Source organism: Legionella sp. 227, from assembly GCF_043161935.1.
Classification (GTDB): domain Bacteria; phylum Pseudomonadota; class Gammaproteobacteria; order Legionellales; family Legionellaceae; genus Legionella; species Legionella sheltonii.
In genome coordinates this window covers 3,163,963-3,178,030 of sequence record NZ_CP171154.1, presented here as the reverse complement: position 1 = coordinate 3,178,030, position 14,068 = coordinate 3,163,963, and the positions used below count along the sequence as shown (strand labels likewise).

Sequence of the window (14,068 nt, the reverse complement as noted above, 5' to 3'; positions counted from 1 at the left end):
AAAAAAAGTAATATGATAGCAATAATATGCTAAGTTGTCTTCAAACCGCGCACAGGAACATCCATATGATACACGTAATGTTTGATAATTTGTTCTGCTTGTTCACAGGTTAATGGCTTGCTAATTGCTCCCTCCATAAAATAATGTTGACAATCATATTTGACAACATCCGCTTCAAAACCAGTCAAAGCGATAATGGGAACATGATGATTTGTATTTTTTTCCTTTTGACGTAGTTGTTTTGCAACCACATATCCTGAAGAGTCTTCAAGACCAATATCCATTAAAACGAGATCATATTTTCCTGGATGAAATAATTTTATAGCGCTATCTGCAGAATCTGCTATATCGACTTGGCAATGTAATGCAGTTAAGAGTGCTTTTTCAACATTTTGCGCAATTATATTATCTTCCACCATAAGCACAGTAGGCAAGTAACCTTCTTTCAGGGAGCGATCAACTTTTTGATTATGTTCTTGTAGTGCATTTACATGTGTTTTAAGTTCTTTATTTAAAGTAACATCGTTTAAAATAACAATTAGTCCAATTATTTTTTTATTGCGGTCATGCATTGGTATTCGCGACGATTGAAAGTAATAAGCTGTACCCGAATTGTCTTCAATAGGTTTTTCTTCGACATGATGTTGTGGAACACCCGAAAAAATTACCTTCATATCATCCAATTTTAATTCTTCTACCCGTTCCTTATCCCAGTGCGCAAATTCCTCCATTTGCTGATAAGGTGAACCCTTCAGATCTTTGAGCGTATTTAGTCCAAGCAATTTGATGAAATTATTATTACATCCTTTAAGATTACATTCTGTATCAATCCAGTAAACAATATGGGGCATTGAATTGATAATTTCCATGTAATATTGATGAATGGAATCAATCTCATCTTGAGATCTGTTTTTAGCGTGGGGTGACATGCAAGTACTCCAATAATTTATCATTTCGCATGTAAATTATAGTACAGGTAAAGTATTTTAATTTTTTAGTTTCTAAGTATTGGGACTTTTTTTTATAGGAACGTTTTTCAAAGAAAAATTGAGTTTTATCTGTGAGGACGCATCAATTTTCGATCTTAATTCACGGAGATCTCCCACGACTTGAGCGTGGGAGATTCAAATAGCAAGAATAAGCTAACGCAGAATCCATTCAATTTGTTGCTTTAAATCAATAGAAATTTCAGAAAGCTCCTCAAGTTCGTAATCCATATAAGGATTTTCAACTGAACTGGTATCTTGATGCTGCCGAATTTTCTTATCGCGCTCCTGGTGTAACCATATAATCTGCGGCTTAAATAAATGAAGTATCCCTTCAACCCATTTGTCCAACACTTGCCAATAGGGATCATTCTGTAAGCTCATTTTGTAGCGTTTAAGCAAACGCGCACTGTGTTCAGCAGGATACCAAATTTCGGAGGTTACCCAGCGATTAACAGTGAATAAGCGTATGGGTTGTCCTAATTGATTCATACCAATAGCTACTAAATGAGTCATTGGATTATCAATATATCTATCCCAATCGGCTAAAGGTGCTGGTTTGATACTTTTAGGAATCTGTTTGTACCGTAAAAAACAATGAAAATGGCCGTGCTCAGTACTTTCATAGTTTTCTCTGTGGCAGTGATAAAAATATTGAGCCCCCGTTTTATGATCGATACGATCTCCCTTAGGGTAATGACTCATTCGTTCGAAACGACGTTTTTTATTTAGGGCGTAGTGAAGAATGTTTTTACCCTTATTTGTCGTCATCATTTGTTGTGATTCTAAAATTTGTTTGGCGTAATTCAAATAAATATTCTTATGCCACTTACTTAGTTCGGGTAAGGTAAAATCTGAATGGGTAATCATATTTCTTACTTCATGAAGGAATAAAACGAAGAGGTAGTAAAAACTACCTCTTTTAGAGAATAAAGATTACAGATTACTCGCCAGAGCAACCACCGCAACCTTTACAACCTTTGCAGCCTTTACAACCTTTGCAGCCTGCACAACCTTTGCAACCTTTGCAGCCTTTGCAAGTGCTAGTAGTTGTAGAGGCGTCATCTGCATAAGCAACAGAAACTACAGGAGCTGCTAATACAGTTAATAGAGCAGCTACAGCTATTGTTGATTTTTTCATAATTTTACTTCCTTGATAGTTAATGATTTTTAACCCAATTAGATATTAGCAAAGAAATTGGAGTTTTTCTTCCTTTTTTTGAAAAAAGTTTATTTTTTCAGGCATTTTTATCGCATTCGATATGCTTAAAAAACAAAAAATCAAGATAGCTCTTTTTTCGAAACCATTAAAAAGAATTTATCCAACATTCTTGCACTTAAAATCCATTTAAGAAAAATCATGAGATGAGCTGGAAATGTAACTGGATACTTGATCCTAGGTCTTTTAGATTCAATTGCATGAATAAATTTACTAATTACTGCATCGGGTTTGCGAGTAAAAACAGAGTCCGATTTTTTTTGTTTATAACTTGTCAGCATTTTTTCATATTGTTTGGAGAAATAACTATTTTGCACATTAATATGACTTAATGATTTATCAACACTGTTATCTCGAAAATGGCTTTCTATTGGACCAGGCTCTATTGTAATGACATCAATACCTGATGACTTCAATTCAAGCCTTAACGTATCACTAATCCCCTCTACGGCATACTTTGAGGCATTATACGCGCCACGAAAGGGCAAACTAATAATACCTAAAATGGAACTTAAATTAATAATGCGGCCATACCCCTGCTGACGCATCACGGGAATGGCAAGATTTGTGAGCTCGACCAAGCCAAAAACGTTGGTTTCAAATTGTGCTCGTAATACATCGCGTGAAATATCTTCTAAAGCCCCTGCTTGACCATAACCCGCATTGTTGATTAAAACATCTAAACGTCCTTTGGTGATAGCAAGAACTTCAGTAAACGCACTTTGAATTGAAGATGAATCAGAAACATCCAGAACAACCGCTTCTATTCCCATATCCAATAATTTTTGAACATCATCTTTATTTCTGCAGGAGCCTATCACTCTGTGCCCTCTTTTTTTCAGAGCAAAAACAGCATCAAAGCCTATACCACTGGAACAACCAGTAATTAAAATGATTCTTTCCTTCATATATGAAATCCAAAAATTGCTCATGAAAATGATTTATAATCTATAATTCATAATGTAACAACAAAAAGATGGGGTTGCATCATGGAAAAGGTTAGCATCCAAAGTTACAAAATGGTTACGCGTCTTCTACTCTCCGTGACCCTCCTTATAGGTTTTTTCTACAGCAGTCTAGTTAAAGCAGATTCACCACCTTCACAACTACCAGGCCAGCAGCTTGCTTATTTTATTGGATATCATTCTGGCGGCTATTATGAACCACCTCCATATTATTATCATCGTCATCATAGGAATCTGGTCTGGACCCCCTGGAGATATGTAGGACATGGTTGTCGCAGAAGTTGTCTTATTGATCGCTGGAGTGGTCGTGTTATTCGTTGTAGAAGAATGTGCCGATAATAAAACGTTTTTTTATAAAAACAAGGTGTGCACAAAGCACGTCACCCCGAGAGTTAGCGACCGCCATCACCCAGTGGCAGTGTTCTCATTCCGAGCATCCCGAGGGATCTCCATGCAGTAGCACCATATTACGATAGTGGGTCTCTTCGCTACACTCGTGATCACGTGGATTCTTAGGCAAAATAATCGACTAATCCCTTAAGTCTTTCTTTACTTCTTAAGGGGGTTACTCCAACTTCCTCCTCAAATGGTTGAGTTAGTTGCTCTTGGTCTTTATTATTTTGCTGAGAAAACTGACGTGGATTGGCTTCAGAATCAAATTGCACCTCAGATAAATTTAAACCTTGCTCAGCCATCATCGCCTGTAATCTAGGCAATGATTGATCAACAATGTCTCGAATATGATCATTATGGGTGATTATATTTACCGTAGCTGTATCATTTACCACCTTAATATTAATTTCTAGCGGACCTAAATCCTCAGGATGTATTTTAATTACAGCACTCTTAATTTCTTGTTGACCAAGCCAAATAATATGCTCGGAAAATTGTTTTGACCATTCAGGTTTATCTATTTCCATGGGTATCGTTAATGATTGAGGTGTCCTCTCGAGAAGGGCTTCCCTGTTTTCTATCTCCCTAGGTACAGCAAAATGTACTTCATTTGTTAATGTATGAACAATGGATTGGAATTCCGTCCCAACAGTATTTTCACTTGTCGGTGCCGGTATAATAAGCGGTAATGTTTCTTCCTTTTCTTTAATTAGTGGTTGAAATGAAAAGAATTCCTCCGTTTTTTTAAGTTCTACTGGGTTTTCTAAATAGCTGAATGTAGATTCTAACGGTAAATTTGATTTCATTAATTCTATATTTTTAAGATGAGGTAGCGGAATACTTGAAGTCTCTACTCCTTTTTCAACAGGTTCTAGAGACTTTAATATTGTATTTTTAATAAATGGATCACCGTCGGCATTTAAAATCTGATCAGTATCATTCAGTAGATTATTCTTAACTTCGACCAAAATGGGTCGTTGTTGTTGGATGTCACTCTCATGTATATCTTGTTGTTTTATCTCTTCAAACAAAGCATTTTTTTTAGAACCCATTTCATCATGCAGTGTTTCAGTTCCTATAAATGGTACTAGCTTAGGTAAAGTTTTTTCATCATCTTGCTTTGTGAGTGATGCGCTATTTAATAAATCCAATGGATTATCCTTCGGTTCTGTATTGCCCTCATTCATTTGAATTTCCTGCCGATAATAGTGAGAATTAATCCAAGAAACAGCAACATTATTTTCCATTTCAGTTATTGTTTGCTGTTCATTTTTATCTTCGGAAACCTCGTCTGATTCAGAATTAATTGTTTCTGATGGAGGCAGCTGAAGTTCTTCAGGAGTTGATGAATTTTCCTGATAATTAGATATCTTTTCTACAACATGTGTTAATAATAAAATAAAAGCATTCGAATCATTGAAATCGATGGTTGACAGAGGATTTTGATTATCATTTTGATATATTCCTACTGATGCTGCCAATATTTCGCCATTTATGGCAGTTTCACTTGACTCATTATTAGAGAAAAGGTCAGCAACGCCAGATAAATTGGATAGTACATTATTCAAATCGGTCATTCTAACTCTCTCCATAATTTTGATTATTGGAAAGCAATATTCGTACCAATTGATAACTTAAATTGTAATCATCAAAATTTTGTAAAAAAATATTTCTTGAGTGTAAATTCATCTAAAAGGCCTATTTTAGACCAAATCAATAGTGCTAATCTACGCTCACTACTATTTAAAGGACAATGAACATGTATTCTAAGTCATTTTTTTCTAAAAAATACACGCATGAATTAGTTATGTTGGAAATCAAACAGGCGAAAGACTTATTGAAGAACAAAGCAAACACAGATAAAGAGGCTGTTTTTATCCTGCTAGAGAATCGAATCGTTGATTTTGAGAAGGCCCTCAGCGAAACTTCTGATCCTTATGAACAACAAAGAATAATCGATCAATATCACCGGTTTGCTAAAACGTTACTCGATTGTCTCTCCAAACCAAAAGAAACGCCCAATCATTTAAGAATTTACTTTGACTCTAGAAATTATTACATGGTAGGTGTTACTGAGGTAACTAAAGAGCCTATTCGGCATAATATATCACTCGCTGCGACGATTTTAGGTGCTGCGCTGATCTTAGCATCCATTGCTACATTTTTTGTGAATCCGCTGTTTACAGCTATCTTGCTCCCTATTGGTATTAGTATTTTGGCTCCTGGATTATTTTCTTTATTAAATCCAAATTCTCTTGACGCATCAATCAAAAAAGAGGAAGAGAAAGTAATTTTTGAAGCTGGAGCTCGAGTAATTGATCCAAAGTTTGATGAGGATCAACAATATACTCCTCAGTTGAGCACTATGGCGTTCTAAAAAGTTCAGGCCTAATTTCATCAGATCTCATGGAATTTTCTTAAAATTGAGCTATCATTCAGTTTTTGATTTCAGGAGCTCCTTAAATGAAAGTAGGTCGTGACAGCTTATCAACAAAATCTCAATTGCATGTAGATGGAAAAACATATCATTATTACAGCCTTAAAGAAGTCGAACAAAAAAACTTCAAGGGAATAAGTCGACTTCCTTACTCGCTTAAAGTCCTTCTTGAAAATTTATTACGTTTTGAGGACGATAACACAGTAACAACTAAAGATATTAAAGCGATCGCAGACTGGCTACAAAATAAAACTTCCCAACACGAAATTGCCTTTAGACCCGCGCGTGTATTGATGCAGGACTTCACAGGAGTTCCAGCGGTAGTTGATTTGGCAGCAATGCGCAATGCCATCGCGCAACTGGGTGGAAACCCTGATAAAATCTCTCCTTTATCCCCTGTTGATTTAGTGATTGATCACTCAGTGATGGTTGACAAATTTGGAAGCACCGATGCGTTAACAGTGAATACCGAAATTGAGATGAAGCGAAATAACGAACGTTATGAATTTTTACGCTGGGGTCAAAAAGCTTTTGATAATTTTCAAGTCGTGCCTCCTGGAACAGGTATTTGTCACCAAGTAAATCTTGAGTATTTGGGAAAAACTGTATGGAGCAGTAGCGATAACGGTACTTTATATGCCTATCCAGATACTTTAGTTGGTACAGACTCTCATACAACGATGATTAATGGTCTAGGTGTACTGGGATGGGGAGTTGGTGGCATTGAGGCAGAAGCAGCGATGTTGGGTCAGCCAGTCTCCATGCTGATTCCTGAAGTGATTGGCTTCAAATTGCATGGCAAGATGAAAGAAGGCATTACCGCAACGGACCTGGTGCTTACAGTAACCCAGATGCTTAGAAAAAAAGGCGTTGTAGGTAAATTTGTTGAATTTTATGGCCCCGGTTTAAGTGATTTACCGCTTGCTGATCGCGCCACAATCTCTAATATGGCACCTGAATATGGAGCTACATGTGGATTTTTCCCAGTCGACAAAGAAACCATACGCTATCTTGAACTAACTGGACGTGACAAACATACCATTGCCTTGGTTGAAGCTTATGCTAAAGCGCAAGGAATGTGGTATGAAAAAGACAGCGAAGATCCTATATTCACAGACACTTTAGAACTTGATTTAAGTACCATCGTCCCCTCATTAGCGGGCCCTAAACGCCCTCAAGATAAAGTCACTTTAAATACTTTACCTGTTGAGTTTAATACGTTCCTCAAAGAAGCTGGAAAAGAACAAGAAAAAGACTCTTCTTTTGCAGTTAAAAATCATGATTTTAAAATGAAACACGGTCATGTAGTTATTGCTGCGATAACCAGTTGCACGAACACATCGAATCCGAGCGTCCTTATGGCTGCAGGACTAGTGGCTAAAAAAGCAATTGAAAAAGGATTACAACGCAAGCCTTGGGTAAAATCTTCTTTAGCACCTGGGTCAAAAGTAGTCACCGATTATCTCAAACAAGCCGGGTTACAATCTTATTTAGATCAATTAGGGTTTAATTTGGTTGGCTACGGTTGTACTACATGTATTGGTAATTCTGGCCCGCTACCTGATGCAATTTCTCACAGTGTTAGTGATAATGATCTCGTTGTTTCCGCTGTTTTATCAGGAAACCGTAATTTTGAAGGACGTGTACATCCACAAGTTAGAGCAAACTGGTTAGCGTCACCTCCGCTAGTAGTTGCTTATGCTCTTTGCGGTACCACGACCATTGATTTAAGCAAAGATCCCATAGGTAAAGACAATAAGGGCAATGATGTATATTTGAAGGATATTTGGCCTTCTAACGCCGAAATTGCGGCTGAAGTATCTAAAGTAACTGGTGGAATGTTCCGCAAAGAATACGCAGAAGTCTTTCTTGGTGACGAACACTGGCAAGCAATTAAAACAAGCAGTGGAAAAACTTATGAATGGGACGCTCATTCAACCTACATCCAGCATCCACCCTTTTTTGATAATTTAAAAATAAAGCCTGATCCAATTAAGCCGATTAAACAAGCGTATATTCTTGCTTTATTTGGTGACTCGATTACAACGGATCACATCTCTCCAGCAGGTTCAATTAAGGCTAACTCTCCTGCAGGACTTTATTTAAAATCCAAAGGAGTTGATGAAAAAGAATTTAACTCTTATGGCTCACGCCGCGGTAACCATGAAGTTATGATGCGAGGTACTTTTGCTAATATCCGTATCCGTAATGAAATGACTCCAGGCCAAGAAGGCGGTATCACACGTTATATTCCTTCAGGTGAGGTAATGCCCATTTATGATGCAGCAATGCTTTATCAAAACGATCATCATGATCTTGTGGTCATTGCAGGTAAAGAATATGGTACAGGATCTTCAAGAGATTGGGCGGCAAAAGGAACTAATTTACTTGGTGTCAAAGCTGTAATTACTGAAAGTTTTGAACGTATTCACCGTTCCAATTTAATTGGCATGGGGGTTTTACCATTACAGTTTTGTGATGGTATGACACGTAAAACATTGGAGTTAAAGGGAGATGAGCGCATTAGTATTGATGTATCTGATTCTTTAAAACCTGGCTCCATGGTTCCAGTCACCATTGAACGAACCAATGGTCAAGTCGAACAAATTAAAGCATTATGCCGCATCGATACTGCAGACGAATTAGAATATTATAAAAATGGTGGTATTCTGCAATACGTTCTCAGAAATCTGTGTGCTTGATATGATCATGATATATTCTCAGTTGGGTCTTTGCCCCAACTGCTGCATCAGCAAATTATTTCGATATACTCACCGTTTGTTTGAGTTAAAATCCAATCCTATTTTTTTATTTAAATTTCATAAATGACAATAGCACTGGCATCCAAAGTTATTCGCGGTTTGGTTAGACCGCATTTGTTAAGGATTAATCATGAATCAACCTAAAAAGGTTCTAAGCGTTTTTTCTTTGGTAATGATTAACGTCATTGCTGTGGATAGCTTACGTACTTTGCCTATTAGTGCCAAACTCGGCCTTACATTAGTTTCTTATTATGTTGTTGCCGCATTTGCCTTTTTCATTCCTGTCTCTTTAGTGGCAGCTGAATTAGCCACTACCTATCCAGAAACAGGTGGAATCTATGTATGGGTTCGTGAAGCATTCGGGAAACGAGCGGCCTTTATTACTATTTGGCTTCAGTGGATATATAATGTGGTTTGGTATCCAACGATACTTGCCTTTATCGCGGCCACCCTATCCTATTTAATTGCCCCTGAATTAGGAAATAACAAGTATTATTTGTTAGGTACGGTACTTGCTCTGTTTTGGTTGTTTACGATACTCAATTGTTTTGGAATGAAAGTGTCAAGTATCATGAGCACAATTGGAGCAACAATCGGCACTATATTTCCCATGCTTTTTATTATCGTCTTAGCAATACTTTGGGCTGCTCAAGGAAAACCTATGGTTGTTGGCTATCCAAAAGCATGGTTACCGGACTTCAGTTCTTTGGGTAATTTATCATTATTTGCCGTGGTTTTATTTGGACTTCTTGGGATGGAGATGTCCGCAGTTCATGCTGAAGAAGTAAAAAATCCCCAAAGGGATTATCCAAAAGCCCTGTTTTATTCAACTATTTTAGTCATTTCTACGCTTTCTCTAGGCTCAATAGCCATTATGGTTGTAGTCCCTAATGAAAGTTTAAGCGTTGTATCGGGTCTTATTGACGCTTATGCAGTTTTTTTTAATTCGTATCATATGCCCTGGATGACTTCAATTATTGCTATTTTAATTATTTTAGGTGGTCTCAGTGGGGTTTCAGCATGGATTATTGGCCCTACAAAAGGACTAATGGTTTCAGCACGAGACGGCTCTTTACCTGTTAAATTCGCCCATACTAATAAATATGGCGCTCCAACAACTATTCTTTTTGCACAGGCTATTATTTTTACCATTTTAAGTACGGCTTTTATTTTGTTAGATTCAATTAATGCAGCTTACTGGATGTTAAGTGATCTTTGTGCGCAAATGGCCTTATTGGTATATGTCTTTATGTTTGCTGCAGCCATTAAGTTGAGATACAGTAAACCAAACCTACATCGTGGTTACACCGTGCCAGGTGGTAATAAATTCATGTGGTTATTATGTATCATGGGAATTCTCTGTTGCATTACAGCAATTGTTATCGGTTTTGTACCTCCGGCTCAAATACCTATTGGTAATGTATTTATTTTTGAAAGCTTTTTAATCGGTGGGTTAATTATGTTCGTATTAATTCCTTGGTTCCTTGCTAAAAAACACTAGAGTATAAACACTGATTTTATAAACATCTCACATCCCCCCTCACCCTAACCCTCTACCCAAAGGGGCGAGGGGATAAAAAATAAATCAGTAGAAATCCCCTCACCTACGTCGTTATATGAAATAAAATGGTGTGTACGAGAAAATGCAATCGTCGTTGCGAAGATGGTATTTTTCAAAATAAATAAGATAGAAATTAAAATAAAGTGGGGTACAAGGAGTAGCTTGTTCATCAATTACTCCCTTAATCATCATGTTGTAACTTCATGTTACATATAAATAAAAGAGATACTTTAAAAGAGTGATTAAACTCGTCTTTAAAGTATCTCTTTTATTCGCATATCGATTAATCAGGCAAGGACATCAAACTTGCATTGCCTCCAGCTGCGGTGGTATCCACAGTATAAGTTCGTTCGTGACATAGTCGGACTAAATAGTTAGGTCCACCTGCTTTCGGACCAGTTCCTGAAAGTCCCTCACCGCCAAAGGGCTGTAAACCGACAACTGCCCCTATCATATTACGGTTCACATAACAGTTCCCTGCATGAACGTTCTGTCTGATGTATTCAACGGTCTCATTAATACGGCTATGGATACCCAGAGTTAAACCATAACCGGTTGCATTAATTTGTTTGATCACTTGATCAAGGTCTTTACGCTTAAATTGAATCACATGCAACACTGGGCCGAAAACTTCTTTTTCTAGTGCATTGATATGATCAATTGCAATAGCGGTTGGTGGCATAAAATATCCTGATTCAAGGGATTCATCCAATGGGCATTGGTAAATAATTTCAAAACGTTTTTTCATATTTTCCACATGATTTTTTAACGTGGACAATGCCGCTTTGTCTATAACAGGACCTATATCAGTAACCAGCCAGCGTGGATCTCCTACGACCAGCTCCGCCATGGCCCCTTTTAAAAGCGCTATAGTTCTTGGGTAAACCTCCTCCTGAACAAATAACACCCTCAATGCAGAACATCTTTGACCTGCGCTACCAAAAGCTGAATTAATAGCATCGACAACGACTTGCTCTAATAAAGCAGACGAATCAACGATCATTGCATTTTGACCACCGGTTTCAGCAATCAATGGAATAATTTCTCCGCCTCGTGTCGACAAGGTTTGATTAATCAGATTGGCAGTATCAGTTGAACCCGTAAATAACACTGCTTTAATTCGTTTGTCAGCAACCAATGCAGCGCCAATAGTCTCGCCTGGGCCAGGAAGTAATTGTACAGCGCCGATAGGAATTCCTGCTTGATGCATTAATTTAATGGTATATGCAGCAATTAATGGAGTTTGTTCTGCAGGTTTTGCAATAGCACAGTTTCCTGTTACTAAAGCAGCAGCAATCTGGCCAGTAAAAATCGCTAAAGGGAAATTCCATGGGCTAATACAAAGCACTATGCCCCGTGGATGCAAACTCAACTCGTTTAATTCGCCTGTGTAACCCGATAAACGCAAAGGAGCTGCCAAAATTTGCTGTGCTTGCGTAGCATAGTAGCGACAAAAATCAATGGCCTCCCGCACTTCAGCAATACAGTCACTCATTGTTTTACCCGCTTCCAGACATGCTATAGTCATCAATTCGGCCTGGTTTTCCTGCAATAAATCAGCAAAACGATTAAGACAAGCAGCTCTTTCTTTAACGGGCATAGCGGACCAAACTGGAAAGGTCTGCTCTGCTTTTGCTAATGCCTGATCTACATCCCCAAGTGATGCATTTTGGACAGTTCCAACAACGTTTTCAATTTGTTGAGGGGATTCAATTCGTTGCTTTTCACCTATTAGGGCGGTGCTCCCTGCAATAATGGGTTCTGAAGTCCATTGCTGCAGCTTGAATTGTGCCATCTTCTGTTGCAATAGGGCGCGCTCAGCTCGATCGGTAAAGTCAAAACCTTTAGAGTTTTTTCTATTGGGTTGAAACACATCATCAGGCAAGGGAATATTTTGATTCATCTTGTGCAATAATGACTTGGCTTTTTCAACAGGATCCTCAACCAAGGTACTTATAGGCGCGTTATCATCAACGATTCGGTTTACGAAAGAAGAGTTTGCTCCATTTTCTAATAATCTACGCACCAAATAAGGAAGTAAATCCTCATGACTACCTACAGGAGCATAAATTCGACAAGGAATACCATGACACTCAGCTGGCACTATTTGTTGATACAGTTCATTGCCCATTCCATGTAAACACTGAAACTCAAAATCTCGATAATCGCCAGTAATATTTAAAATCATCGCTACAGAATAAGCATTATGTGTCGCAAACTGGGGATAAATGGCATCCGTCATGGTTAATATTTTTTTCGCACAAGCCTGAAAAGAAACATCAGTAAACACTTTACGCGTAAAAACAGGGTATTCTTTTAAACCCTGCATTTGTGTTTTCTTAATTTCGCTATCCCAATAAGCGCCTTTAATCAAGCGCACCATAATTCGACGTTGTTTTCTTCTCGCTAGAGCGGCTACCCAATCCAGTACATAAAACGCTCGTTTTTGATAAGACTGGACTGCCAATCCAAAGCCATTCCATCCATCTAAACTGGAGTCATTAAAAACACGCTCCATTACATCAAGTGATAACTCCAAACGCTCAGATTCTTCGGCATCAACAGTTAGGGCGATATCATAATCTTTTGCCAAACGAGCAAGAGCCAACAGTTTAGGCGGCAGCTCATCCATTACTCGCTCATGTTGGCTTTCATTATAACGTGGATGTAATGCAGAAAGTTTTATAGAGATCCCTGCCCGTTTATAAACATTTGAATTTTTATCAGCCTGTTTACCTATTGCTTCAATTGCTGCTTTATATGCTTCAAAATAACGTGATGCATCAATCGAAGTAAGCGCTGCTTCACCTAACATGTCATAAGAATAACGATATCCTTGAGCTTCTTTCTTTTTAGCACGGTTTAATGCTTCATCTATAGTTCGTCCCATGACAAATTGTTTACTCATAATTCGCATTGCTTTATCAACGGCTTTTCTAACTACCGCCTCACTACTGCGATTAACGAGTTTCATTAAAGATTTAGATAATGTCGTTTGGGCCTTCTCTGGGGTCAGTATTTTCCCTGTAAGCATCAGAGCCCATGTTGTGGCATTTACAAAAAATGAATCACTTTGACCTATATGGGATTTCCAATCGCCACCAGATAATTTATCTTTGATTAAATTATCAATTGTAGCGCTGTCAGGAACACGTAGTAATGCTTCAGCCAGACACATGAGGGCAATCCCTTCATCACTGGATAAGGCATATTCAGTTAGAAATGAATCAATCCCCGTACTTTTTTTTCTATCAGTTCGCACTGACTCAACAAGTTTTGTTGCACTATTTTTAATATCAATTAATTGCTGTGGCCCTAAGGTTGCTTTCTCACAAAGTTCTGTTATCAATGATAACTCATCAACACGATAGGCATGATTAATAGCAGCTCGTATTCCTTCAGGTAATTGTATGATCTGCTTTTCCAGCATAGCATTCTCCGAAATCAAATAGATAACTCCTCTTCTTTTCCCAAGTCTCCCTTCAGGATCATTAAGTCAATGCCGGGTTAAAAAGAGTAGAAAAAGTATCAGCCAAGTATAATTTAGTGCCATATAAATTGGAATGCACTCACTATTATTTTGCTGTAGAATACAGTCTAGATCCGCTGTAAGCGCGGTAATTATACCTGGTTTTTAGCAAAATATCTGTATTTTATTTAACGAAACAGGATTAATTTTACACTAATCGCTCAATATTTATATTGACAAATAGTCTCAACGTTAATCGAAATGCATATATTTTAT

At 37.8% G+C, this 14,068-nt stretch carries 11 protein-coding genes; 4 read left to right on the top strand and 7 right to left on the bottom strand.

The genetic code is table 11. The features are described 5' to 3' along the window. Positions 1–29: 29 nt before the first annotated feature. The 4 genes from ACF8MK_RS13845 to ACF8MK_RS13830 all read right to left on the bottom strand — a co-directional run bounded on the left by ACF8MK_RS13845 (position 30) and on the right by ACF8MK_RS13830 (position 3,113). Complete coding sequence (locus tag ACF8MK_RS13845) at positions 30–929, bottom strand: response regulator (RefSeq protein WP_392537142.1); 900 nt, start codon at positions 927–929, stop codon at positions 30–32. Between the two features lie 213 nt (positions 930–1,142). Next, positions 1,143–1,856 (bottom strand): DUF6969 family protein, encoded by a 714-nt coding sequence (locus ACF8MK_RS13840; RefSeq protein ID WP_392537141.1) that lies wholly within the window; start codon positions 1,854–1,856, stop codon positions 1,143–1,145. 73 nt (positions 1,857–1,929) lie between these two features. Continuing rightward, the gene (locus ACF8MK_RS13835) at positions 1,930–2,127 is read right to left on the bottom strand and encodes a hypothetical protein (RefSeq protein WP_265704740.1); all 198 of its coding nucleotides are present in this window, start codon (positions 2,125–2,127) and stop codon (positions 1,930–1,932) included. Positions 2,128–2,267: 140 nt separating this feature from the next. After that, a complete protein-coding gene (locus tag ACF8MK_RS13830; protein ID WP_392537140.1) occupies positions 2,268–3,113 on the bottom strand; it encodes an SDR family NAD(P)-dependent oxidoreductase in 846 nt (281 codons plus the stop codon). 81 nt (positions 3,114–3,194) lie between these two features. Between ACF8MK_RS13830 and ACF8MK_RS13825 the strand changes: the two genes are divergently transcribed. Further along, complete coding sequence (locus ACF8MK_RS13825; protein WP_392537139.1) at positions 3,195–3,509, top strand: hypothetical protein; 315 nt, start codon at positions 3,195–3,197, stop codon at positions 3,507–3,509. A 173-nt stretch (positions 3,510–3,682) separates the two neighbouring features. On the opposite strand, the gene ACF8MK_RS13820 is transcribed toward ACF8MK_RS13825, so the two are convergent. After that, entirely contained in the window at positions 3,683–5,140 is a 1,458-nt protein-coding gene (locus ACF8MK_RS13820) for a flagellar hook-length control protein FliK (protein ID WP_392537138.1), read from the bottom strand. 182 nt (positions 5,141–5,322) lie between these two features. On the opposite strand from ACF8MK_RS13820, the gene ACF8MK_RS13815 reads away from it, so the two are divergent. The 3 genes from ACF8MK_RS13815 (at position 5,323) to ACF8MK_RS13805 (ending at position 10,263) form a co-directional block, all read left to right on the top strand. Then, the gene (locus ACF8MK_RS13815) at positions 5,323–5,940 is read left to right on the top strand and encodes a hypothetical protein (RefSeq protein ID WP_392537137.1); all 618 of its coding nucleotides are present in this window, start codon (positions 5,323–5,325) and stop codon (positions 5,938–5,940) included. 86 nt (positions 5,941–6,026) lie between these two features. Beyond that, positions 6,027–8,702 carry an aconitate hydratase AcnA gene (gene acnA / locus ACF8MK_RS13810; RefSeq protein ID WP_392537136.1) on the top strand — a complete coding sequence of 892 codons (2,676 nt, stop codon included), beginning with the start codon at positions 6,027–6,029 and terminating at the stop codon, positions 8,700–8,702. 190 nt (positions 8,703–8,892) lie between these two features. Further along, positions 8,893–10,263: an APC family permease gene (locus tag ACF8MK_RS13805; protein ID WP_392537135.1), complete on the top strand. Its 1,371-nt coding sequence runs from the start codon at positions 8,893–8,895 to the stop codon at positions 10,261–10,263. 44 nt (positions 10,264–10,307) lie between these two features. On the opposite strand, the gene ACF8MK_RS13800 is transcribed toward ACF8MK_RS13805, so the two are convergent. Both ACF8MK_RS13800 and putA read right to left on the bottom strand, forming a co-directional pair. Further along, positions 10,308–10,493 carry a hypothetical protein gene (locus tag ACF8MK_RS13800; RefSeq protein WP_392537134.1) on the bottom strand — a complete coding sequence of 62 codons (186 nt, stop codon included), beginning with the start codon at positions 10,491–10,493 and terminating at the stop codon, positions 10,308–10,310. A gap of 113 nt (positions 10,494–10,606) precedes the next feature. Then, on the bottom strand, positions 10,607–13,753 hold the full coding sequence (gene putA, locus ACF8MK_RS13795) for a bifunctional proline dehydrogenase/L-glutamate gamma-semialdehyde dehydrogenase PutA (protein WP_392537133.1): 3,147 nt from the start codon (positions 13,751–13,753) through the stop codon (positions 10,607–10,609). Positions 13,754–14,068 lie beyond the last annotated feature (315 nt).

Bases quoted from the DNA above. Each gene is read 5' to 3' on its own strand.
- ACF8MK_RS13845 (WP_392537142.1), bottom strand. From the start codon at position 929: ATGTCACCCCACGCTAAAAACAGATCTCAAGATGAGATTGATTCCATT.
- ACF8MK_RS13840 (WP_392537141.1), bottom strand. From the start codon at position 1,856: ATGATTACCCATTCAGATTTTACCTTACCCGAACTAAGTAAGTGGCAT.
- ACF8MK_RS13835 (WP_265704740.1), bottom strand. From the start codon at position 2,127: ATGAAAAAATCAACAATAGCTGTAGCTGCTCTATTAACTGTATTAGCA.
- ACF8MK_RS13830 (WP_392537140.1), bottom strand. From the start codon at position 3,113: ATGAAGGAAAGAATCATTTTAATTACTGGTTGTTCCAGTGGTATAGGC.
- ACF8MK_RS13825 (WP_392537139.1), top strand. From the start codon at position 3,195: ATGGAAAAGGTTAGCATCCAAAGTTACAAAATGGTTACGCGTCTTCTA.
- ACF8MK_RS13820 (WP_392537138.1), bottom strand. From the start codon at position 5,140: ATGACCGATTTGAATAATGTACTATCCAATTTATCTGGCGTTGCTGAC.
- ACF8MK_RS13815 (WP_392537137.1), top strand. From the start codon at position 5,323: ATGTATTCTAAGTCATTTTTTTCTAAAAAATACACGCATGAATTAGTT.
- acnA (WP_392537136.1), top strand. From the start codon at position 6,027: ATGAAAGTAGGTCGTGACAGCTTATCAACAAAATCTCAATTGCATGTA.
- ACF8MK_RS13805 (WP_392537135.1), top strand. From the start codon at position 8,893: ATGAATCAACCTAAAAAGGTTCTAAGCGTTTTTTCTTTGGTAATGATT.
- ACF8MK_RS13800 (WP_392537134.1), bottom strand. From the start codon at position 10,493: ATGAACAAGCTACTCCTTGTACCCCACTTTATTTTAATTTCTATCTTA.
- putA (WP_392537133.1), bottom strand. From the start codon at position 13,753: ATGCTGGAAAAGCAGATCATACAATTACCTGAAGGAATACGAGCTGCT.